Raw genomic sequence first — 21,333 nt, forward strand, 5'->3', positions numbered from 1 at the left:
ACACCCTTCGTTTCTCAGAAACAGCGGATGAGGGAATATCTTTTTTAGTATTTTTTTAGAGCCTGTTAGAATTCAAAAATAAATCCGAAATACGGCAGCGGTGTTGAGCCGTCATTTTCGCCATAATTCAGCTGATACACCTGATCATTCTGCGGCGCTCCCGGATTGGCAATAATTCCGTTTCCATCAGCACCTCTTTCGAGCGCAATAACAGGCAGCCTGCTCGGGCTTTTGGAACCGTAGGCATTCACCACATCAACATAGAAAGTCATCTGCCATTTGCTGAAGATCCATTTCTTTTCAGCTCTGATGTCGAGCTGATGCACCACATTTCCGCGTTGGGAATTCAACAGCGCGTAATTGGACACCGGCGCGTTGGCAATATTCCAGACGTTCACCAGCTGGCTTCTGGCGATGTCGTACGGTGTTTCCGGAAGGCCGGTCTGCATTCTGAACCTTGCGCCAATATTCCAGTTGCGGCTGAAGTATTTTCCACCTGTAAGGGAAACAATATGGCGACTATCCCAACTGGAAGGCTTCAAACTGCCGTTGATATCACTGAATCTGGAGTGTCCGAAAGTATAAGATGCGATTCCGTAGAAATCGTTCAGGGTTCTTTTCTGTGCGAGAATTTCAACACCATAGGTTTCCCCCACTCCTCTGCTGTCCAAAGGTTCGGCGCCTACTACTCCGAAATCACCGCCCACATTGGCAAGGGAAATCCCGTTGCGAAGCGAGAAAGGATAGTTTTTGTATTTCTTGTAATAGGTTTCTGCCGTGATGCGCAGGTTGTTTTTTCCGTTAAATTCAATTCCTCCGACGATCTGCTCGTTTCGGATGTATTTCAACGTGTTCTGATTGATGAGATTTCCATTCTGAATAAATCCTAACGCCGTATAGGAAGGCAACATGTGGTAGATTCCCCCGTTCAGGTTCAGGGCAAAACGCTCTGCAAAACGATATCTGGCGGAAATTCTGGGTGAAAACTGTTCCAGAGGATTGGACGTGAGTTTTGAGTAATCGCTTCCATCGATTCTGAGTCCTCCGGAAAGTTCCAGTTTATTATCAAGCAGTTTCCGTGAACCCTGCAGATAGAACCCATATTGTGTCAGGTTGAGATCGGAAAGATAGTTATCGATCACCGGGCCGCTCTGGGTAATGATCCGCAAATCAGAATCATTGAAATAACGGGCAAAGTTCACGTTCGTTCCGGCACTCAGCTGAAAATCGCCAAGGCGGAAGTTGCGGTCGACACGGATTTTATTTTCACTTTCCTGGGAGTGGTAACGGGTGAGGAGATTCGCTGGTGTTTCGATATTCCGGTAGTATTTCGTCGCCTTATTGTCCAGCATATTTCTGCTCCAGGTGAAGAGCCAGTTTCCGTTTTCTGCCAGGTGACGGTATCCGGCGCCAATGGTATAATTCCACTGCGGCGATACGGGAAGTCTTTCAATCAGAGTCTGATTGTTCAGCGTAGCTTTTGCATTTTCATTAAATTTAAACTCGTCCAGAGCGCCTAATCCAATGAAATACAATTCATTTCCGTTTTTGAATTTCTTTGAAACCTTGAAAGTGGAATCATAATAACTGGGCAGAAACGGCAATCCGATCGCTTTGAAAAGCAACTGGAGATTGGATTTCCTCACGCTGAAAAGCCCGGTCCAGCTTTGGTCTTTAGAAAGCGGGCCATCGGCCATCAGCTGCATATCATCCAGACCTATCACTGCTTTGTAACCGATTTTATCCTTACGCGCCTGTTTTAAATTAAATTCGAAAAGCGAAGAAAGCGTTCCGTTGCGTTTGGCGGGAAAAGCTCCGCTGTAGAAATCCACATCTTTAATAAAATCAATGGTAATCAAACCCCGCGGACCGCCGCTCGCTCCCTGAGTCTGAAAATGATTGATGACCGGAACCTCGATGCCGTCGATATAAAATTTATTTTCTGCTGAACTTCCGCCGCGAATAAAAAGGTCGTTTCGGAAGGTTGCCGTGGATCCTACTCCGGGGAGGGAAAGAATGGCTTTTGAAATATCACGGTTGGAACCGGCATTTTTCTGCACTTCTTCGCTGGTAATGTTTCGAAGGGACACCGGGCTTTCCGCTGTTGTTTTGTATACTCTGGCCGTGATGACCACCGTTTCAATTTCCTGTTCACTCGTGGTAGTTTTCTGAAGCCCGATGGAAAACGTAAGGTTTTGGTTGGGAACCACGGAAATATCGTTCAGGGAGCCATTCTGATATCCTTCGGCGGAGATCTGAAAACTATAATTTCCTGCGGGCAAATCCGGTAGCAATACATTTCCTTCACCCGAAAATTCCTGTTTGGAGGAAGTGACTGTAACCGTCGCTGTTAAAGGTTTTTTCGAGAAATCATCAAAAACATTGATGTTCAGGCTTCCGGTTTGGGCAGAAAAAATCGCTGCAAAAAATAGTGACAGGATGAATACCGTCCGGGTAAAAAGTGCAGTCATAGGTGCTTTTATTTAAATGTAGGCAAAATTAGGTGATCCTGATGAAATAATAAATATAAAGCACACAGGAACTTATTCGTCGGTTAGGGATTCGTAATTATCGTCAGGATTTTGAAAGTTTTGGAGGATGCGGACGATATGAAGTGTGTCGTTTTCAATCCTGTAAATAAGCGTGTTGTGTCTTGTAATAAGTATTTTATGATATGGAGTATCTTCATATTTCTGAAAAACAACAACTCCTTCTATAATGGTTCTTATGCAGTTTTCCAAGGCCACCCCAAAATTCATAAGCACCGTTTCATTCCATTTATATAACAGAAAATTTTCAATCGCCTCCAAATCCCGGAATGCGGTTTCGCTGTACTTAATTTGCATTTCTGTATGCCTCAATTCTTTTCCTCATCCTTTCCATTACCTGCTCATGGGAATACACTCTTCCGTTTTTAAAATCTTCTTCCGCTTTTTTCAGTGATTCCAGGATTTCTTCTTTGGTTTCGTTGCGCCATTCTTTTACTTCCACGGCTTTGGCGATTTCCAGAAGTTCCTCCGGAGTGAATTTTTTCTCTCTCAGTTTTCTGAAGAAAGTCGGTTTTTTAATGCCCGATTTTTCAATGATATAGTTCATTTTGAACGGAGACTCTTTCAGAATCCGGTCGATATTATTCTGTATAAATATGAATTTTTTAATATCCGCTATCATTTCATTTACTTTTAAAGTCAGTTTATGATACAAATATAGCTATTTATTGATACCTGAAACATTTATTTTTACCTTGATAAGCTCAATTGATTAAAATTACAGCGTCTCTTTCAACACTTTAAGCTTATTACTGCATCTTGTTAAAAAAGACTTTCGTCGACAAAATTGGGCATCGTCACTTTTAAGTTCGGTTCTGCTTCCATCGCCCGATTGATGGCGAAAATGGCTCCTTCAATTCTCGCCCATGATCTGCGGGAAATTCCGTTGTTCACGTCCCAGAACAGCATTGATTTTTTTTCGTTTCTTTTAATTGTAAGTTAGTAACTAATAGAAAACCATTAGGATTAGAAGATTAGTCAATCGTTAAAGAATTTCTAAAAGTTTCAAACTTTACCAGTTCAAATAATTTTTGCCAGTTTTCCTCAAATAAATTTCCACTAATGAAAATACCATTTCTGATTTTTGACGATATATTCAGATTAGATATAAATTCAGAATTATCTGCAATAAATATTTTTTTTCCAATATTTTGTTCAGAAATATTACTGAAAATTTCTTTTCCTTGGTCATCTGTGAAAATACTTAAATAAAAGTAATTATCTTTATAGATTTCTTTGTTTTGTTTAAAACTAATATTAAAACCAGTAATAGAATTGACCAAGTTTTTTTCCGAGTTACTGCTTTCACTAACAAAAAACAATTTTGAATAAACATCGAAATCTTTGCCATTATCTAACAAAAAGATTGTTTTTTTTGTATCAAGACATTTTGATTGTTGGTATGATTTCTCAAAAAGCTGCGTAAAATCTTTGTATACTAAAAGATAGTTTTTCTCTTTTTTCAAATAATTGTTTTCGAACATTTTATAATTTTCTTTAATAAAACAATTTTGAATAACTTCTAATTCATTTTCCTCAATTGCGTCGTGAAAAGACAATCGGTTTTTTTGAAAAATAATCTTTGCTTTTTTTAACTCTACTTTGTTAGCAAAACTAATTGAAAATTGATTATAATCTTTTGTAATAATTTTAAAATCATTGATTGCAGAATCCAGTAATATAGTTTCTAAAAATTCAGAATTATAATTTACTTGGATTGCTTTTTTGAATAGGTTTAGTAAATTACCATTTTGCATTTCCAATGATAATGAATCATATTGTTTTTTCTCTAAATCTGAAAAATTGTTCTTTTCTTTTATACTAATTTTAAATTCATCCTTTAAAACTGTATCCAAAACATTTAAATAATCACTATTAGGTGATTTTTGTATAACAGAGTCAGCTTTTCTGAAAGCATTTAGAACAAATTCATTTTTTGTATTATTCCGGAAAAAGTTGGAAAGAAAATATTTTTCATTGAATTTCATTTTCAAAACATAATTTGTTTGAGAGAAAAAAACATTGAAAACAAAAAATGTACTTAAAAAATATATTTTTTTCATTAGTAATTGTTTTATAACAAACTCTCATCCACAAAATTCGGCAGCGTCACTTTTAAGTTCGGTTCGGCTTCCATCGCCCTTTTGATGGCGAAAATGGCTCCTTCATTTCTCGCCCAGCTTCTGCGGGAAATTCCGTTGTTTACATCCCAGAACAACATGGATTTCAGCCTTCTGCCGGCATCGTCACTACCGTCCAGCAACATCCCGAATCCGCCGTTGATCACTTCGCCCCAGCCTACTCCGCCACCGTTGTGAATAGACACCCAGGTAGCACCGCGGAAACTGTCGCCAATAACGTTGTGAATGGCCATATCTGCCGTGAAGCGCGAACCGTCGTAAATATTGGATGTTTCACGGTAAGGTGAATCGGTTCCGGAAACATCATGATGATCGCGGCCTAAAACCACGGGACCAATTTCTGCGTTTCTAATGGCTTTGTTGAATGCTTCCGCAATTTTCATCCGTCCTTCGGCATCCGCATAGAGAATTCTGGCCTGACTTCCGACGACCAGATTATTTTCCTGAGCGCCTTTAATCCACTGGATATTATCCGCCATTTGCTGCTGAATCTGTTCCGGTGAATTTTTCATCATTTCTTCTAAAATCTCACACGCCATAGCATCGGTTTTTCTTAAATCTTCCGGCTTTCCGCTGGCACAAACCCAACGGAACGGCCCGAAACCATAATCAAAACACATCGGACCCATGATATCCTGAACGTAACTCGGATACCTGAATTCCCGTCCCAGAGTGGGATTTTCTGCCATCACATCTGCTCCGGCACGGCTTGCTTCCAATAAAAAAGCGTTTCCGTAATCGAAGAAATAGGTACCTTTTTCTGTATGAAGATTAATCGCGGCGGCATGTCTCCGCAAACTTTCCTGCACTTTTTCTTTAAACAAATCCGGATTCTCAGCCATCATTTTATTGGAGTCTTCAAAAGAAATTCCCGCAGGGTAATAACCGCCTGCCCATGGATTGTGAAGTGAAGTCTGATCCGATCCGATGTCGATTTTCAATCCCTCCTCTGCAAATTTCTCCCAGACTTCCACCACATTTCCGAGATAGGCCAAGGAAACCGTTTCTTTATTTTTCTGTGCGGTTCGCACTCTTTCTACCAATACCTCTATATCTTCATGAATTTCATCGATCCATTTCTGTTCGTGGCGAATGCGGGTGATTTTGGGATTCACTTCAGCGCACACGGTAATACAACCTGCGATATTTCCTGCTTTTGGTTGTGCTCCGGACATTCCGCCCAATCCTGAAGTCACAAATAAGCCGCCTTTTGGTTCTTTACTGATTTTTCTGAAGGCATTCAGCACGGTAATCGTGGTTCCGTGTACGATTCCCTGCGGACCGATGTACATATAGCTTCCCGCGGTCATTTGTCCGTATTGTGAAACACCCAGTGCATTGAATTTCTCCCAGTCGTCGGGTTTTGAATAATTCGGGATGACCATTCCGTTGGTTACCACTACTCTGGGTGCATCCTTATGCGAAGGGAACAATCCCATCGGATGACCGGAATACATAACGAGAGTCTGTTCATCGGTCATTTCCGACAGATATTTCATCGTAAGGAGGTATTGTGCCCAATTCTGAAATACGGCGCCGTTTCCTCCATACGTAATCAATTCGTGGGGATGCTGTGCGACGGCGTAATCCAGATTGTTATGAATCATCAGCATAATGGCTTTTGCCTGTTCTGATTTTCCCGGATATTCGGAAATGGGTCTGGCTTTCATCTCATACTCAGGCCGGAAACGATACATATAAATCCTTCCGTAATCTTCCAGCTCTTTTCGGAATTCCGCTATCAGTTCCGCATGAAATTTTGGTTCAAAATAGCGCAAAGCATTTCTGACGGCCAGTTTTTTCTCTTCATCAGTAAGAATTTCCTTGCGTTTCGGAGCGTGGTTGATTTGCGTTTCATACGGTTTGGGCTGTGGCAATTCGTTGGGAATACCCTGTTTTATCTGTTCCTGGAATGTCATATTCTAAATTAATTTGAGGGCATAAAGATACTAAAATGAATGTACTCCTGTACGGATTCCACCGGATCTCAGAACAAAATTGGAAGGGAAATTCACCTTTATGTTCCGCTTTTTCGTATAAATTAATATATTTGAATCATAACATTTTTATTTCCGAAACCCATTAAACAAAATCTATGAAAACCAATTTATCCACTGAGAATTCTTTAATTATCAATCAGAACACGTATACGATTTTGCTGGAAGCAGCGCGCTGGAGCCGTCTGATTGCAATTTTCGGATTTGTCAGCATCGGACTCATGGTAGTGGCGGGAGTGGTTATGGGAACTATTTTTACCAGCATGGGTGTTATGGGAATGCAATCGCTACCGTTGGGAATTTCCGGCAGCATTCTTACGTTCTTTTATCTTCTGATGGCGGCACTCTATTATTTCCCGATCAAATATCTGTACGATTTTTCCAGAAAGATCAAGAAGGCATTGTTAGAATCAGACCAGATGCTGATGAATGAGGCATTTCTAAAATTAAAAGCGCACTATCAGTACATCGGCATCCTTATTCTGGTGATGCTTTGTGTGTACGCTTTCAGTTTATTTGTCGGTTTGATGGGAGCAGTTTTTAATATGGTGTAATATTTCCTCAGCATTTAACTTTCTTTCTATAACTCCTGAAATTTGTTTTTAAAAGGGAAATATGGTATATTACAGCTGATTCATTTCATCAAACAGAATAATCATTCCAATAGATTTTATTAATTGATATTCATTTTATAATAGATGAACCTGTAGTATATTTGCACTACAAAATTCAAGTATCAACCATAAAAAATATAAAAGTATGTCATTAGTAGGAAGGAAATTTCCAAACATTACCGTAGATGCAATGTCCGAAATGGGAGACGATTTGAGAATCAACATTCTGGACGAAGCTGTAAAAAACCAACAAAAAGTGCTATTGTTCTGGTATCCGAAGGATTTTACCTTTGTATGCCCTACTGAACTCCACGCTTTTCAGGAAGCTTTAGGCGAGTTTGAAAAGAGAAACACCAAAGTGATCGGCGCATCGTGCGATACCAACGAAGTCCATTTCGCGTGGCTCAATACTCCGAAAGACAACGGAGGAATTGAAGGTGTAACATATCCAATTTTAGCAGATACCCACAGACAGCTTGCGAATGCGCTGGGTATTGTAGATCAGGATTTCGATTACGATGAGGAAGGAAATGAACATTTCACAGGATCCAACGTTACGTACAGAGCTACATACCTGATTGATGAATCCGGAAAAATTTTCCACGAAGCAGTGAACGATATGCCACTAGGCAGAAATGTAAAAGAATTCATGAGACTTATTGACGCGTACACCCACGTTCAGAAGCACGGCGAAGTTTGCCCTGCCAACTGGGAAGAAGGCAAAGAAGCGATGAATGCGGACAGAAATTCTACCGCAGCTTATTTATCAAAACATTTAAATTAAGATTATCATGTATTTGGAATTAACAGAAGACACCTTACAGGAATTGGTGGCACAGCATGAAAAAGTTGCAGTACAGTACGGCGCCACCTGGTGCGGAAACTGCAGAATCATGAAGCCCAAGTTCAAGAAACTGGCTTCTGAAAATGAAGATGTGGCTTTCTATTATGTGGATGCTGAAAAGCTTCCTGAAAGCCGGAAATTAGCCAAAGTTGACAACCTGCCCACCTTTGCTGTTTTTAAAAACGGACAGCTGGTGAATCAGGTGCAAACCAACCAAGCGGAAAGTCTCAACACATTATTCAGCGAATTGAAATAATCACCCAAGGCCTTCCCGAAACGGAGGGCCTTTTTAAAAAAATATATCAGTATGAAATTACCTGTTATCAGACAATTTTATCAGCAACAGAGTGCAGAGAATCTGGAGAAAGCAGTGGAAGTATTAGAAAGCTTTTGCGAATTCAGAGGTGCTACCGAGGACGACCTGAACGTGGTTGGCGAACTGATCACCAATATGCTGGGCGCGGTGGAAGTTCACGCCAATGTACAAAACGGCATGAGTGAGAAAGACGCTCTCAACGGTTTTGCCCAAAAAGTAATGGGCAGTATCGACAAAGCCTGACGCTGAAATCTATAAAATAAAGCGCTGTCCTGATGAAGAACAGCGCTTTTTATTGAAGCTTATTGAGCTTATATCAGTTCCAGAAACCGCATGGTGTCGGTCTTATCCGCATAATCGGTAAGAGAGGGTTTCTGGGTTTCTCCAAAATAGACCGATTCCATCTCTAATTCCGGCTTTGCCACCACGCACTGGATGTTCTCAGTATTTTGTTCCAGAAAATCGTGTACTTCCTGCTGGTTGTTGTACCTTGAGAAGTACAATACGGAAAGCGGACTGAACAACTGTGTTTCTTCCTTCATCATCACCACATTATTGTCCCAGAATTTCTCCTGATTCAGCAGGTAAATCGCCTTGTGATAATCGTAATTATTAGCATAACTGTTATGGTTGATGATGTCACCGAAAGCAGTAAAATTCTCAAAAATCCTGTCGAGAGGAAAATCTTCAGGAATCAGCAACTGTGTCACATTGCGACAGCCCATTCCGAAATAGCGGAACACATCTTCTCCCAACAATTTCAGTTCCTCGTCCGTTTCATTACCACTTAGGACCGCCACAGAGGTTCTGTTCTTCCGGATAATACGCTGCGTATCTTTAAAATAATACTCGAGATAACGGGCGGTATTATTGCTGCCAGTCGCAATTACGGCATCATAGTCATGCAGTCTTTCCACCAGTTCATATTTTATATTTCCTTCAGAATAGAGGCTCCATTGTTTCAGAATAAAAGGCAACAGCAGCCTGTCTTTGGAAGACATTTTGATCATCGGAATATTTCCGCTGAGAATAACAGAAAGCACATCATGAAAACCGACGATGGGAATATTTCCTGCCAGAATAAGGCCTACTTTTTTGGGTATTTTCGCAATTCTGTAGTTGCTGAGCCACGCTTTGATGTTTTCCCTGGTAAGAAGTTGTGCCCACTGTTCCAAAGCGAATTTCACGTTTTCCTGAGTGAACCAGGGATTTTCCTGCTTTGCTCTCGTGAGCACGGTTTGAAACTCTTCCTGCAATGCAGGTTCTGCAGCCGCTTTATGCAACAGATTTTGTATTTCTTGAAAGGCTTTTATCAGCCCTGAGATTTGTTTTTCGGTATCCATCATCCCTTTTCAGTTGCGGAAGACGTTGTGTCTTCCTATTTGCGGTGCAAAGGTACAGTTTTTTGGATTTGAGAAGCATGATGCACAAAAATTGGTAAAGTCAAGCTGACAGGTTTTGAATTTTCAGTCTTCAAATACTTTTCATCATATTGAAAAATATATCCTTCATCATTTTCAGTAATGATTCCTGCTACATTATTTATACCTTAATGATTTTATAAATTAACTATACCCGAAAGGGTATATTGAGAAGTGAATAAATTTATTCTTCGTAAAAATGCAGTGATTTAAGTGTATCGCACTTTCAAGTAAATTGGAGTGTTTTGAATTTGTGGATTACTTTCCGATACAAAACTTAGAAAAAATATTGCCCAAAACTTCGTCATTGGTGAATTCGCCAGAAATTTCGCCCAGGTGTTCTAAAGCGTAGCGAAGTTCGTAGGCCAAGAGTTCTGTGTGGAAGCTCTGGGTGAGGGCTGTTTTCACATTGCGGACTGACTGCAGGGATTTCTGTAGTGCTTCGAAATGACGCTGATTGGTAATCACCGTACTTTCGTCTGTTTTCAGGTTTTCGACATAAGAGGAAAGTTCCTTTTTTAATGTCTCAATTCCGGTCTGGACCTTTGCCGAAATGGGAATAATGGTGGTGGTGAACTCCGGGATTAAAGCATTCGACAATATTTGATCGAACTCATTTTCATTACTTTTGCTGAGGTCGATTTTGTTATGAAGTAAGATAACTTTTAAATCCTCGCGCCAGAATTCTTTTACAAAACCAATGACTTCTTCAGGCGTCGCATCCCATTCGTCATAGAGGTACAGTAAGATTTTCGCCGTTGCAATCTTCTCTTTTGCTCTCTGAACTCCTATGGCTTCAATGGCATCGGTGGTTTCCCGGATTCCGGCGGTATCAATAAAGCGAAATGCCGTTCCTTTGATGTGCAAAATCTCTTCGATGGTATCGCGGGTTGTTCCGGCAATGTCTGAAACGATGGCGCGTTCCTCTTTCAGCAAGGCATTCAGGAGGGTGGATTTGCCGGCGTTTGGCTTTCCGATAATGGCCACATCTACTCCATTTTTAATGGCGTTTCCGTACTGAAAACTTTCCATAAGTGCATTTAATTTTTCTTCCAGCCGGTTCAGGAGCATATTCATGGCGGTACGGTCGGCGAATTCCACATCTTCTTCTGCAAAATCCAGCTCAAGTTCTATGAGAGAAGTGAAGTTGAGCAGGTCTCCCCGCAACACAGAAATTTCGTTGGAAATACCGCCTTTTAGCTGGTTCAACGCCACTTTTCTGGACGCTTCATTTTCACTAGCAATCACATCGGCAATGGCTTCTGCCTGCGAAAGGTCGATTCTTCCATTCATAAAAGCCCGCATCGTAAATTCACCGGCTTTGGCCATTCGGGCTCCGTTTTTCATCAAAACCTCCAGAATTTTCCGGGCTATATGCGGAGAACCGTGAAAGGAAATCTCCACCGAATTTTCCGTAGTAAAGGTCTTAGGCGCTCTGAACACCGAAACCATCACCTCATCAATCTGCTCGTCACCGTCCTTTATAAACCCATAATGGACTGTATGAGAAGCAACTTCTGTAATATTTTTTCCTTCAAAACAACGGTTAACAATCCCTAAAGCTTCATTTCCGGAAACTCTGATAATTCCTAAAGCTCCCACTCCGTTGGGTGTAGCGAGTGCGCAAATGGTTTCGTAATTCATGATGCAAAAATAGGTTAATTTGCGGATTTGCAAATTTGCTTATTTGCTCAGCTGCTTGCATTTTCAGGATTCTGAGGAAGGTTTATAACTTTTGCAGTAGTTGTTCTATGCGATAAAATTCGTGTATATATTTGCGGAAAATTGAAATAAAATGAACGCTCTTCATCAAATAAAAGCTGACCATATCCTGAATGCGGAAGACCGGGAACTCCTCACTTCACTGAATGATAAATTGAATCTGGAAGTGATTATTATAAAAGAAGAAAAAATGTTTACCAATAAAAGAGCTTTTAAACAATTGCGCAAAGACCGTTATCAGAAAAATATTCTTTTCAGGTTTGCCAAGCGGCTTCAAAATCAGTTTGGAGATGAAATTAAGCTGCGCATCATCCGAAAAGACGACTGCCAGAATTTCATTCTTGAAAAGATTAATTTTAACTAAGAAAAAGGCCGGTTCATGCAGAGCCGGCCTTTATTTATTATAATGGTTTTACCTGATCCAGAAACCAGTTTTTTACGTCTCCACTCAGGTCTTCTTCCAGCATTTCCTTGCACCAAGCGTGGTATCCATTGAGCCAGTTGATTTCATCCTCGCGAAGCAATTCTTTTTTAATCACCGATCTGTCGAACGGGCAAATGGTCAGGGTTTCGAAAGCGTAGAAAGTGCCGTATTGTGTATTTTCCCATTCTCGGACGGCGATCAGATTTTCGTGGCGGATTCCGTATTCATTTTCCACATAAAATCCTGGTTCATTGGAACAGACCATTCCGGGAAGCAGTTCCTGAAAATTCATATCTTTCCGGATGTTCTGCGGCCCCTCATGAACATTCATAAAGCTCCCTACACCGTGTCCTGTACCGTGAGCATAGTCTTTTCCTTCGTTCCACAAAGGCATTCTGGCGACTGCATCCAACTGAACTCCGCGGGTTCCTTTTGGAAATCTCACCATAGAAAGGCGGATCATCCCCTGAAGCACCCGTGTAGAATCTTCCCGGAACTGTTCTGAAGGTTGACCGAGAGACAGCGTTCGTGTTATATCGGTGGTTCCTTCAAGATACTGTCCACCGGAATCAATAAGGATCGTCCCCTCATTCGTCACCTCTTTGCAATCTTCTTCTTTTGCGGAATAATGAACAATAGCGCCGTTGCCTTTATATCCAATAATGCTACCAAAACTTTCTCCTACGAAATTCTTTCCTTGCTGCCTGAATTCTTTCAGTTTTTTTCCGATCGACACCTCGTTCATAGGTTCTTTTCCAGCATGGGTTTTCAGCCAATGGATAAATTTTACCATCGCTACGCCATCCCGACGCATTACCGTGCGGAATCCCTGAAGTTCCACTTCCGTTTTTCTGGCTTTCATCAGATTTCCGGGAGCTGCAGCCAGAATGAACGTGTTACTTTCCTGCAGCGCATTGAAAATGGCCTGATTCGTATTCGGAGAAATAAGAATTTTTTTGTTTTTAATATTATTCAATTCGTCATAAAAGGAATCATAATCATGAACAGTAACGCCGGCCTCTTTCAACTGTGCTTTCGCTTCATCATTCAGTTTGTCATTGCCGATAAACAATTGTGTTTCTTCAGAAGACAGGATCAGATATGCTAAAAAAACAGGATTGTACTGCACATCGCTTCCCCTTAAATTCGTGGTCCACGCAACATCATCCAACGCAGTGATGATATGTACGTCGGCATTCTGGTCTTTCATTTTCTTTCTGATCATGTCCAGTTTATTGCCAACAGAAAGGCCGGCTCTTTCTACCGGATGAACAAAAACCTTCGCTGTTTCCTTTTCCTGAACCCGGTTGACCCACAGGTTTTTCAGTAAAGGCTTATTGATTATTTTGATATTCTTTTCAGCCAGTTGCTGTTCCAGATCGTTCCAGTGCAGATGGGAAGTGGCGAGTGCATTCAGTGCGATGGTGCTGTGGTCAGGAAGTTCCTTTTTCAGCCAGTCGATATAGTTGGGTGTTCCCTCCACGCCTTCTTTCATCAGTTCAAAATCTGATCCTTCCAATTCCTGAACTGCCTGTACGAAATATCTTCCATCTGTCCACAAAGCTGCTTTCTCACGGGTAATAACAACAAAACCTGCGGATCCGGTGAACCCTGATATCCAGGTACGTTCCAGCCATTCTTCCGGCAAATATTCGCTCATGTGCGGATCTGCAGAAAAGACAATAAAAGCGTCTATATTTTCTTTTGCCATTGCTTCTCTCAGCAATGCTACTTTTTGTTTTGAAGTCATATTACATCCATTTTGAGGGTTTAAAAACCTGTTTTAGTTTCATTGAGATCTTTGGTCTTTCAATCATTAAAAAATTAAACAGGCTCTAAAATTACGAAAAAAGAAGCTTTTGGCTGTCGGAATTTTTTGTTTTGATATAAAATTGATGTGTCGGGAATTATTTATAAAGACTAACCTGAGAGGTTCCTTTACTTAAAAAGGGCACAATTTATTAACAGGTCGCAGCTACGCTGCTCGATATTGAAAGAAAACCAATTTTCTACAGGCATTTCGCAGCTACGGCACTTTGAACCTAGGCTCTTTATTACAAATAAAAACGAAGTCTTGTCGCCTTATTAAAATTCAGTTTGATGTTTTCGGTTGGGGTCTCTTCCTAATAAGGTTAGAGCAGGAATTGCCAAATATTTTTTATCTTCGCTACTGCAAAAATGCAAAATAACATGAAGAGAATACTCCTCCTCCTTATCGTCACCTTCAGTTTTTCTGGGTTTGCACAAGATGGCATCCAATTCCGGAAAGAATCTTTCAGCCAGCTTCTGGCGCAGGCTAAGAAGGAAAACAAACTGGTTTTCATCGACGCCATGGCGGTATGGTGCGGCCCGTGTAAGATGATGGACAAGAATGTGTTTCCACAAAAATCAGTCGGCGATTTTTACAACACCCATTTCATTAACGGGAAATTTGACATGGAAAAAGGCGAAGGCCGTGAAATTGCTGCGCGATACGGCGTTCAATCTTATCCCACTTTTCTTTTCATTAACGGAGACGGCCAACTGATTTCACAGAATATGGGTTATCTTCCGGAAAGTACTTTTCTGGAACTGGGACGTGAAGCTGCGGCTGTTAACAGTAAATTCGGCTCGATGAAAGAACGTTTTGAGAAAGGCGAAACCGATCCTGAATTTTTAATCAACATTATTAAACTTCATTCCAGCACCGATTATGAGTTTGCAAGAAAAGCTTCGGAGCGGTATTTTAAAAATAAGAAAACCAAGGAATTCACTAAGGATGAAGTCGGTTATCTTCTGTTTTTCGTAAAATCTGTGGACGATGCCAATTACAAAATTTTTCAGGCCAACCGTGAAGCGCTGAATCAGCATTTTACTCCTCAGACTTTTATCGATTTTGACAACCAGCTTCAGATTCAGAAACTGTGGGAAAATGCCGTTAATACTACAACTAAATCGGTGAACGAAAATCAGTTTCTGGAAAAAGCCAGTATTTTAGTCGGAAAAGAAAACGCACAACAAATCCTGAATCGACTGAAACTTAATCATTACGAACAAACCGGCCAGTTTGCGGAATACGAACGAACCGCACTGGCGCACTATCAAAATCCTGATGCCCACGAAAGCACTGAATTACTGAAAGCAGCGTGGGTTTTTCTAGATAAAGCCAGCACTCCAACTTCATTCGCGACTGCGCTGATGTGGGCCGAAAAAACCGTCATGCGTTCAGAAAATCCTGAAAATACATATATTTTAGCACGGCTTTATCAAAAAACCGGCAAAAATGCAGAAGCGCTAATGTACGCTGAAACCTCAGCACGACTGGCCAAACAAAGAGAAACTGATGCGACTGCCGCAGAACAGCTGATAGAAGAACTAAAGAAAAACCAATAATGAAGAAAACAATAACTCTTACAGTTTTTTTGCTGCTCTGCACCACTGCTGCCGCACAGGAAAACGTGGAAGTTCCAGAATCTAAAAAACTATATCTTAAAGCCAATGGTGTATTTCTGCCCGTCGGTATCATCAATGCAGGCGCAGAATATCAGTTAAGTGAAAAAATGACCATTCAGGGCGATGTTTTCATCTCGCCATGGAAATCTGTTTTAGGTAAATATGCCCAAATGTATATGCTGGGATTTGATGCGCGGTATTATTTTGAAGGTGCTTTTAACAAATGGTATGTCGGAGCCAATATTAGCGGAGCCAAGTTTATTATGCAGAAATGGAACTATTGGAGCGATGGTCCTTATCAGTATGCAGAAAATTCTCCTATTTATGTAACTTCGGATCTCTATCAGGACGGCTTCGCTTTTGCATTGGGAGCAACGGTGGGCTACCAGTTCCCTATTAGCGAGCGATGGAATATGGATATTTTTGCCGGCGGAGGATTTTTCAACAGTTACTATAAAGGCTTTCACAAGACACTGGATGTGCGGTATGATGAAGTAACAGGATGGAATAAAAGCAGCGAATGGATTCCGTACCGTGGCGGAGTTATGTTTTCTTACAAATTAAAATAATGAATATAAAGAGTACCCGATATTTAATCATCGCCTGTATCACTTTCGTCGTTCTTTTTCTGATGAATTACATTGGAAATTCTGCAGATGATAAACTGGAACGTGCGCTGATGACAGCAGCAGCCGGAGTAGTGGGCCTGACCGCCGGAATGTGGCTGGTGTACCGTAACCGGAATGACGATACGCATCAGGATTTCGATTAATCAGGATAAACAACGTATTTGGTTCTGATTTTTTCAAAATTTTCCAAATCCCTTTTCCAAGAAGCTTTAATTTCTTTCTCAGTTTTTCCGGCGATGATCTGTTTGCGCAGTACATCCGTTCCAGCCAGTTTATCGAAAAACAGGTTTTTCAGAAAGAAACCCTGCTCAGTATTTTTATAATATCGATACGACTTCAGCAACCATTCCAAGTTCAATTCCCGAAGGTCTTCTGAAAAACCCGAAAGGTTTTCGCCAAAGCAGGTTTGACCGTTGAGGAAAGGATTTTTTGCGCCATAGTTGGGTTTTGGAACAAACTGATATGGCAAACTTTTCGTCCAGGGAGAACCATAAATCTGAAACGGCAAATCTGTACCACGACCTACAGACACCTGAGTTCCTTCAAAAAAGCACAGACTTGGATACAGATTTATTGATTGGTCATTCGGCAGGTTGGGAGAAGGCCTTTCCAGCATTCCGTAGCGTTGTTTTTTGTGATAATTCGCCATAGGAATCAGCGTATATTTAGCTTTCTTTCCCTTTTTCAGCCAATTTTCTCCATTCACCATTTTTCCATATTCTCCAATAGTGAGCCCGTACACCACCGGAACAGGATGAAGCCCGACAAAACTAGAAAATCCTGATTTTAAGACGGGACCGTCGGTATATCCATCGTGAGGATTCGGGCGATCGAGCACCATCACTTCAATTCCTTGTTCTGCGGCAGCTTCCATAACGTAGGTTAATGTAGAAATATAAGTGTAAAAACGCACACCAACATCCTGAAGATCAAATAAAATCACTTCAATTCCATAGAGCTGTTCCGGCCTTGGTTTTTTGTTGGCCCCATAAAGAGAGACAATCGGAATTCCTGTTTTCGCGTCTGTTCCGTTTTTGATATGTTCACCGGCATCGGCATCCCCACGAAAACCGTGTTCCGGCGCGAAAATGGTTTTGATGTCTACTTTATTTTTTACAAGAAAATCTACAAGATGTGTTTTATCACTCAACAATCCTGTCTGATTCGTAACAATACCGACTGTTTTTCCTTTGATCAATGGAAGATACAGTTCATGACGATCCGCTCCGGTCTTGAATCCGGTTTTCTTTTCCTGTGATTTTAAACTATTGATTCCTAAAAAAATTAGGGAGATAAGAAGTAAATTTTTAATTTTGAGGCTTAAACCCATCAGTTTGAATTTTCCATTATACTTTTCCAAAAAAATCGCGCTTTCCAAAGATAATAAAAATAACCTTTCCCGGGTCATTATCTTTATTGGACGGCTTTCCGTGGCATTAGGCATCATTGTTTCCCTGATCACGGTATCGGTAGGTCTTGGCTCCAAGGAAGCGATCAAACTGCGTATGGCCGATTTCAGCGGACATATCAATATTAAATCCAAACGTTCCAATTCGTCTTACGATTCTTCGGTATTAGATCAAAAAGGATTACAACTCAATAAAATAAAAGCACACCCCGACGTTGCCGGAATGCAAGAATACGCTACTGTTTATGGGATTTTGAGAAATGAGCACAACTTTGCAGGAATTGTTTATAAAGGAGTCGGGAAAGATTTTGACCATCAGCGTTTTGAAAAATTCCTGATTGCGGGAAAAACCCCTGAGATTACAGAAAAAGGATTTAATTCCGGCGTTGCCATTTCAGAGAAAATCGCCGGCGACCTACACCTGAAAGTGAAAGACAGCATTGTGGCCATCTTTTCCAAAAACGGACAAGAACAGCCTTTATACCGAAAATTCGAGGTTACAGGGATCTATAAAACGGATATTAAAATGATTGATGATCAATTCATCATCGGTGATATCAACCATGCGCGCCGTATTTTGGATATGGAAAAAACGGATGTTGGAGGTATCGATGTTTTTTTGAAAAACGTGAATGATATTGACAAGGATCTTCCTGATATTGAGAAATATACGGGTGTGAAAAACTACACTGAGAAAGCTACAGATAAATATCCTCAGATTGTAGACTGGATCAATATTTTTGACAATAATATCGCTGTAATTATCGTGATTATGCTTGTTGTAGTTGTGATCAACATTATTATGGTCTTGCTGATTCTCATTATCGAAAGAACCAATTCTATCGGGCTTTTAAAAACGCTGGGTGCTCCTAATACGCAAATCCGGACTATTTTCATCAATTATACACTGATGATTATGATTCCGGGGCTTGTTTTCGGGAATTTAATCGGCATCGGACTGTTGGCGATTCAGCATTTCTGGGGCGTTATCCGTCTGAATCCTGAGAATTACTACATCAGTGTAGTTCCCGTGGATATGAATCCGCTGATTCCGCTCGTTATTTCAGCAGGAATTCTCATTATTTCAGGGTTTTCATTGATTTTCCCAAGTTATCTGATTAGCAAAATTTCACCGGTGAAGTCCATCAAATACAATTAGATTTCCGGAGCAACTTATTTTTAAGTAGTATATTTGCAGTTCTATAATTACTATATGAAATTCGCAAACAATATTCTGGAAACCATTGGAAATACACCAATGGTAAAACTTAATAAAGTATTAGGAGAAGATTTTCCTGCTTTGGTTTTGGCCAAAGTGGAAACCTTTAATCCCGGAAATTCCGTCAAAGACAGAATGGCGGTGAAAATGATCGAAGATGCCGAAAAAGACGGCCGCCTGAAACCGGGCGGAACCATCATTGAAGGAACCTCTGGAAATACCGGAATGGGCCTTGCACTGGCTGCCATTGTAAAAGGCTATCGCTGTATCTTTGTTACCAATACCAAGCAGTCTAAAGAGAAAGCTGATGTCCTGAAAGCTCTGGGAGCAGAAGTAGTTATTTGCCCGACCGATGTGGCTCCAGATGATCCGAGATCTTATTATTCCGTTTCGCGCAGACTGGCAGAAGAAACGGAAAACGCGTGGTACGTGAACCAATATGACAACCTTTCGAACCGACAGGCTCATTATGAAGAAACCGCTCCTGAAATCTGGGAACAGACGGACGGACGACTCACTCATTTCATTGTAGGCGCAGGAACGGGAGGCACCGTCACCGGTTGTGGAATGTTTTTTAAAGAAAAAAATCCAAATATAAAAATCATTGGGGTAGATACTTACGGATCCATCCTGAAGGAATATCATGAAACCGGCGAACTGCATCCCGAAAATGCTTATACGTATATTACCGAAGGTATTGGCGAAGATATTATCCCGGAAAACTATGATATGTCCGTTATCGATCATTTTGAAAAAGTTACCGATAAAGACGGCGCACTGTATGCTCGGAAATTAGCCAAGGAAGAAGGCATTTTCTGTGGTTATTCTGCCGGAAGTGCCATTGCCGCTATCAAACAGCTTCAGCATCAGTTTACCAAGGATGATATCATCGTCGTGTTACTTCATGACCACGGTTCGCGGTATGTTGGAAAAATTTACAACGACGAATGGATGAAGGAACAAGGCTGGATTTAATTCAGTTACTGAACTTATTTTAGACATAAAACAGCCGGGTGATTGCTAATCTCATCCGGCTATTTTATTTTAGTCATTATTCTGTTTGATCAGGATTTCGAGAATCCGTTCACCCATTTTTCATAAGCTCCCATCCAGTCTTTCAGGAATTTCTGGGTTTCTTCCACAGCCGTTCCGTCATCGTTCCAGATTTGTGAAGAATTTCCGATGTATGCTTCAGGCTGCTGCATCAGCGGAACATCAATGAATACAAAAGCCTGGCGAATGTGATGATTGGCCGCCAAACCTCCCAGCGAACTGATAGAGGAAGTAACTACAGCTCCGGGTTTCCCTGGCCACACCGAACTTCCGTAAGGCCTGGAACCGACGTCAATTGCATTTTTCAGCGCACCCGGAATCGTTCTGTTGTACTCTGGTGAAACTACCAGAATACCATCCGAATTTTTAATTTTCTGACGGAAATCTGTCCATTCCTGTGGCGGGCTCTGATCGAGATCTTCACTGTACAATGGTAAATTTCCGATTTCTATTATTTCCAGATCAAATCCGTCTGATGAAAGGCGGCTCAATTCATTTGCTATTTTTCTGTTAAAGCTCTCTTTTCTTAAGCTCCCTACTAACACTGCGATTTTTTTTGCCATAATTTTTATTTTAAAATGTTAAATTATCACTTTGATTTTTACCAAAAAGTTAATCACGAATTACCATAGATATTGCTTTCACCGCCATCGATAGCGATGACCTGACCGGAAATATATCCGTTCTGATCACTTAGGAGAAATGCCACCAATGAGGCAACATCAGAAGATTTGCCAAGTTTTTTGGTTGGGTTTCGGGAGGCGTATTCATCCTCAGCAGCCTGTGGATTATCGGGATTTACCTCTCTAAAAGCTTCCGCCACCATAGGCGTTTTGATGGCACCCGGAGCAATGGCGTTGGTCAGAATTCCATATCTTCCGTATTCCAAAGCTGCATTTTTGCTCATTCCGGCCACCGCATGTTTCGTGGCTACGTAAGGGGTTTGATTCATCACACCCCGAATACCGCCCACCGAGGCTACATTTACAATTCTTCCGCCGCCGTTTTTCTGCATCACCGGAATTACATAACGCAGTCCGTAATAAACTCCCATCAAATTGATGTCCACCACCTTTTTGAATACATTAACGTCATATTCCGTTAATGGAGCCTGTTTGCCTTCGATACCGGCATTGTTATAAAAACCATCAATTTTTCCGAATTCCTTTACCGTAGCATTCACATACCCTTTCACTGCTTCTTCATTGGAAACATCAGCCATTACTGTTAAAAATTTTGCATCGGGATATTTCCCTGACAGTTCATCTTTAGCTTTGTTTAATGCATCCTGATTATAATCTACCAACGCTAAGTTGGCACCTCTTGATGCAAGTTCCTCCGCAGCTGCAAGGCCTAAGCCCATTGCTGCTCCCGTAATAATTACCGTTTTGTTTGTAAAATCTGACATAAAAATATTTTGTTTAAAGATGTTGCTTAAAGAATCTGTTCACATGAACTTCTTCTTCTAAGTGTTTTAGTTTTGTATGATGCCTGTTACCTTTTTCTCATCAATATCACTAACTAACTTTTCTGTTTTTTAGGGAAAAAGCACAGCAATGAATTT

23 protein-coding genes are annotated in these 21,333 nt (G+C 40.9%); 10 read left to right on the top strand and 13 right to left on the bottom strand.

Features of this window, described 5'->3' with window-relative positions; translation table 11 throughout:
* Nucleotides 1-65: 65 nt before the first annotated feature.
* From DQ356_RS08555 to DQ356_RS08575, 6 genes are all read right to left on the bottom strand, one after another.
* The gene (locus tag DQ356_RS08555) at nt 66-2,471 is read right to left on the bottom strand and encodes a TonB-dependent receptor (RefSeq protein WP_114304082.1); all 2,406 of its coding nucleotides are present in this window, start codon (nt 2,469-2,471) and stop codon (nt 66-68) included.
* A 72-nt stretch (nt 2,472-2,543) separates the two neighbouring features.
* On the bottom strand, nt 2,544-2,846 hold the full coding sequence (locus DQ356_RS08560; protein ID WP_114304083.1) for a type II toxin-antitoxin system RelE/ParE family toxin: 303 nt from the start codon (nt 2,844-2,846) through the stop codon (nt 2,544-2,546).
* Nucleotides 2,836-3,171: a hypothetical protein gene (locus tag DQ356_RS08565; protein ID WP_114304084.1), complete on the bottom strand. Its 336-nt coding sequence runs from the start codon at nt 3,169-3,171 to the stop codon at nt 2,836-2,838. Before DQ356_RS08565 ends, DQ356_RS08560 begins: the two co-directional genes overlap by 11 nt.
* 140 nt (nt 3,172-3,311) lie before the next feature.
* Nucleotides 3,312-3,458, bottom strand: a complete 147-nt coding sequence (locus tag DQ356_RS11230) for a hypothetical protein (RefSeq protein ID WP_166413085.1) — start codon at nt 3,456-3,458, stop codon at nt 3,312-3,314.
* A gap of 65 nt (nt 3,459-3,523) precedes the next feature.
* On the bottom strand, nt 3,524-4,612 hold the full coding sequence (locus DQ356_RS08570) for a hypothetical protein (RefSeq protein ID WP_114304085.1): 1,089 nt from the start codon (nt 4,610-4,612) through the stop codon (nt 3,524-3,526).
* An 11-nt stretch (nt 4,613-4,623) separates the two neighbouring features.
* Entirely contained in the window at nt 4,624-6,609 is a 1,986-nt protein-coding gene (locus DQ356_RS08575) for a urocanate hydratase (protein ID WP_114304086.1), read from the bottom strand.
* Between the two features lie 176 nt (nt 6,610-6,785).
* On the opposite strand from DQ356_RS08575, the gene DQ356_RS08580 reads away from it, so the two are divergent.
* The 4 genes from DQ356_RS08580 (at nt 6,786) to DQ356_RS08595 (ending at nt 8,704) form a co-directional block, all read left to right on the top strand.
* Nucleotides 6,786-7,241 (top strand): hypothetical protein, encoded by a 456-nt coding sequence (locus DQ356_RS08580; protein ID WP_114304087.1) that lies wholly within the window; start codon nt 6,786-6,788, stop codon nt 7,239-7,241.
* 205 nt (nt 7,242-7,446) lie between these two features.
* A complete protein-coding gene (locus DQ356_RS08585) occupies nt 7,447-8,085 on the top strand; it encodes a peroxiredoxin (protein ID WP_114304088.1) in 639 nt (212 codons plus the stop codon).
* Between the two features lie 7 nt (nt 8,086-8,092).
* Nucleotides 8,093-8,401, top strand: coding sequence for a thioredoxin family protein (locus DQ356_RS08590; protein WP_114304089.1), 309 nt, complete (start codon nt 8,093-8,095; stop codon nt 8,399-8,401).
* A gap of 51 nt (nt 8,402-8,452) precedes the next feature.
* Complete coding sequence (locus DQ356_RS08595) at nt 8,453-8,704, top strand: DUF6952 family protein (RefSeq protein ID WP_114304090.1); 252 nt, start codon at nt 8,453-8,455, stop codon at nt 8,702-8,704.
* Between the two features lie 68 nt (nt 8,705-8,772).
* On the opposite strand, the gene DQ356_RS08600 is transcribed toward DQ356_RS08595, so the two are convergent.
* The 3 genes from DQ356_RS08600 to mnmE all read right to left on the bottom strand — a co-directional run bounded on the left by DQ356_RS08600 (nt 8,773) and on the right by mnmE (nt 11,526).
* Nucleotides 8,773-9,804 (bottom strand): acyl-CoA reductase, encoded by a 1,032-nt coding sequence (locus DQ356_RS08600; RefSeq protein ID WP_114304262.1) that lies wholly within the window; start codon nt 9,802-9,804, stop codon nt 8,773-8,775.
* A gap of 35 nt (nt 9,805-9,839) precedes the next feature.
* Nucleotides 9,840-10,007, bottom strand: coding sequence for a HipA N-terminal domain-containing protein (locus DQ356_RS08605; protein WP_114304091.1), 168 nt, complete (start codon nt 10,005-10,007; stop codon nt 9,840-9,842).
* Nucleotides 10,008-10,140: 133 nt separating this feature from the next.
* A complete protein-coding gene (mnmE, locus tag DQ356_RS08610) occupies nt 10,141-11,526 on the bottom strand; it encodes a tRNA uridine-5-carboxymethylaminomethyl(34) synthesis GTPase MnmE (RefSeq protein WP_114304092.1) in 1,386 nt (461 codons plus the stop codon).
* A 151-nt stretch (nt 11,527-11,677) separates the two neighbouring features.
* Here mnmE and DQ356_RS08615 point away from each other — a divergent pair, with 151 nt between their 5' ends.
* Nucleotides 11,678-11,968, top strand: a complete 291-nt coding sequence (locus DQ356_RS08615) for a hypothetical protein (protein WP_114304093.1) — start codon at nt 11,678-11,680, stop codon at nt 11,966-11,968.
* Between the two features lie 37 nt (nt 11,969-12,005).
* Here DQ356_RS08615 and DQ356_RS08620 read toward each other — a convergent pair whose 3' ends face one another.
* Nucleotides 12,006-13,778, bottom strand: coding sequence for an aminopeptidase P family protein (locus DQ356_RS08620; protein ID WP_114304094.1), 1,773 nt, complete (start codon nt 13,776-13,778; stop codon nt 12,006-12,008).
* A 440-nt stretch (nt 13,779-14,218) separates the two neighbouring features.
* Here DQ356_RS08620 and DQ356_RS08625 point away from each other — a divergent pair, with 440 nt between their 5' ends.
* From DQ356_RS08625 to DQ356_RS08635, 3 genes are read left to right on the top strand one after another with little or no spacing between them, the layout of a single operon-like run.
* Nucleotides 14,219-15,400, top strand: a complete 1,182-nt coding sequence (locus tag DQ356_RS08625) for a thioredoxin family protein (protein WP_114304263.1) — start codon at nt 14,219-14,221, stop codon at nt 15,398-15,400.
* Nucleotides 15,400-16,029, top strand: a complete 630-nt coding sequence (locus tag DQ356_RS08630) for a DUF3575 domain-containing protein (RefSeq protein ID WP_114304095.1) — start codon at nt 15,400-15,402, stop codon at nt 16,027-16,029. Before DQ356_RS08625 ends, DQ356_RS08630 begins: the two co-directional genes overlap by 1 nt.
* Nucleotides 16,029-16,232, top strand: coding sequence for a hypothetical protein (locus tag DQ356_RS08635; RefSeq protein WP_114304096.1), 204 nt, complete (start codon nt 16,029-16,031; stop codon nt 16,230-16,232). Before DQ356_RS08630 ends, DQ356_RS08635 begins: the two co-directional genes overlap by 1 nt.
* Here DQ356_RS08635 and DQ356_RS08640 read toward each other — a convergent pair.
* The gene (locus DQ356_RS08640; RefSeq protein WP_114304264.1) at nt 16,229-17,419 is read right to left on the bottom strand and encodes an exo-beta-N-acetylmuramidase NamZ family protein; all 1,191 of its coding nucleotides are present in this window, start codon (nt 17,417-17,419) and stop codon (nt 16,229-16,231) included. The two genes, DQ356_RS08635 and DQ356_RS08640, sit on opposite strands and share 4 nt — an antisense overlap.
* 4 nt (nt 17,420-17,423) lie before the next feature.
* On the opposite strand from DQ356_RS08640, the gene DQ356_RS08645 reads away from it, so the two are divergent.
* Both DQ356_RS08645 and DQ356_RS08650 read left to right on the top strand, forming a co-directional pair.
* Nucleotides 17,424-18,656, top strand: coding sequence for an ABC transporter permease (locus tag DQ356_RS08645; protein ID WP_114304097.1), 1,233 nt, complete (start codon nt 17,424-17,426; stop codon nt 18,654-18,656).
* A 54-nt stretch (nt 18,657-18,710) separates the two neighbouring features.
* The gene (locus tag DQ356_RS08650) at nt 18,711-19,691 is read left to right on the top strand and encodes a PLP-dependent cysteine synthase family protein (protein ID WP_114304098.1); all 981 of its coding nucleotides are present in this window, start codon (nt 18,711-18,713) and stop codon (nt 19,689-19,691) included.
* 89 nt (nt 19,692-19,780) lie between these two features.
* On the opposite strand, the gene DQ356_RS08655 is transcribed toward DQ356_RS08650, so the two are convergent.
* Together DQ356_RS08655 and DQ356_RS08660 are read right to left on the bottom strand one after the other, a co-directional pair.
* Complete coding sequence (locus DQ356_RS08655; protein WP_114304099.1) at nt 19,781-20,332, bottom strand: NADPH-dependent FMN reductase; 552 nt, start codon at nt 20,330-20,332, stop codon at nt 19,781-19,783.
* 53 nt (nt 20,333-20,385) lie between these two features.
* Complete coding sequence (locus DQ356_RS08660; protein ID WP_114304100.1) at nt 20,386-21,177, bottom strand: glucose 1-dehydrogenase; 792 nt, start codon at nt 21,175-21,177, stop codon at nt 20,386-20,388.
* Nucleotides 21,178-21,333 lie beyond the last annotated feature (156 nt).

The sequence above is a fragment of the Chryseobacterium lacus genome, from assembly GCF_003336205.1.
GTDB classification, from domain to species: Bacteria; Bacteroidota; Bacteroidia; order Flavobacteriales; family Weeksellaceae; genus Chryseobacterium_A; species Chryseobacterium_A lacus.

Coding starts and splice junctions, on each gene's coding strand:
- DQ356_RS08600 (WP_114304262.1), bottom strand. CDS start 9,804: ATGGATACCGAAAAACAAATCTCAGGGCTGATAAAAGCCTTTCAAGAA.
- DQ356_RS08655 (WP_114304099.1), bottom strand. CDS start 20,332: ATGGCAAAAAAAATCGCAGTGTTAGTAGGGAGCTTAAGAAAAGAGAGC.
- DQ356_RS08640 (WP_114304264.1), bottom strand. CDS start 17,419: ATGGGTTTAAGCCTCAAAATTAAAAATTTACTTCTTATCTCCCTAATT.
- mnmE (WP_114304092.1), bottom strand. CDS start 11,526: ATGAATTACGAAACCATTTGCGCACTCGCTACACCCAACGGAGTGGGA.
- DQ356_RS08660 (WP_114304100.1), bottom strand. CDS start 21,177: ATGTCAGATTTTACAAACAAAACGGTAATTATTACGGGAGCAGCAATG.
- DQ356_RS08650 (WP_114304098.1), top strand. CDS start 18,711: ATGAAATTCGCAAACAATATTCTGGAAACCATTGGAAATACACCAATG.
- DQ356_RS08560 (WP_114304083.1), bottom strand. CDS start 2,846: ATGCAAATTAAGTACAGCGAAACCGCATTCCGGGATTTGGAGGCGATT.
- DQ356_RS08625 (WP_114304263.1), top strand. CDS start 14,219: ATGAAGAGAATACTCCTCCTCCTTATCGTCACCTTCAGTTTTTCTGGG.
- DQ356_RS08565 (WP_114304084.1), bottom strand. CDS start 3,171: ATGATAGCGGATATTAAAAAATTCATATTTATACAGAATAATATCGAC.
- DQ356_RS08620 (WP_114304094.1), bottom strand. CDS start 13,778: ATGACTTCAAAACAAAAAGTAGCATTGCTGAGAGAAGCAATGGCAAAA.
- DQ356_RS08595 (WP_114304090.1), top strand. CDS start 8,453: ATGAAATTACCTGTTATCAGACAATTTTATCAGCAACAGAGTGCAGAG.
- DQ356_RS08590 (WP_114304089.1), top strand. CDS start 8,093: ATGTATTTGGAATTAACAGAAGACACCTTACAGGAATTGGTGGCACAG.
- DQ356_RS08585 (WP_114304088.1), top strand. CDS start 7,447: ATGTCATTAGTAGGAAGGAAATTTCCAAACATTACCGTAGATGCAATG.
- DQ356_RS08635 (WP_114304096.1), top strand. CDS start 16,029: ATGAATATAAAGAGTACCCGATATTTAATCATCGCCTGTATCACTTTC.
- DQ356_RS08630 (WP_114304095.1), top strand. CDS start 15,400: ATGAAGAAAACAATAACTCTTACAGTTTTTTTGCTGCTCTGCACCACT.
- DQ356_RS08570 (WP_114304085.1), bottom strand. CDS start 4,612: ATGAAAAAAATATATTTTTTAAGTACATTTTTTGTTTTCAATGTTTTT.
- DQ356_RS08580 (WP_114304087.1), top strand. CDS start 6,786: ATGAAAACCAATTTATCCACTGAGAATTCTTTAATTATCAATCAGAAC.
- DQ356_RS08575 (WP_114304086.1), bottom strand. CDS start 6,609: ATGACATTCCAGGAACAGATAAAACAGGGTATTCCCAACGAATTGCCA.
- DQ356_RS08555 (WP_114304082.1), bottom strand. CDS start 2,471: ATGACTGCACTTTTTACCCGGACGGTATTCATCCTGTCACTATTTTTT.
- DQ356_RS11230 (WP_166413085.1), bottom strand. CDS start 3,458: ATGCTGTTCTGGGACGTGAACAACGGAATTTCCCGCAGATCATGGGCG.
- DQ356_RS08615 (WP_114304093.1), top strand. CDS start 11,678: ATGAACGCTCTTCATCAAATAAAAGCTGACCATATCCTGAATGCGGAA.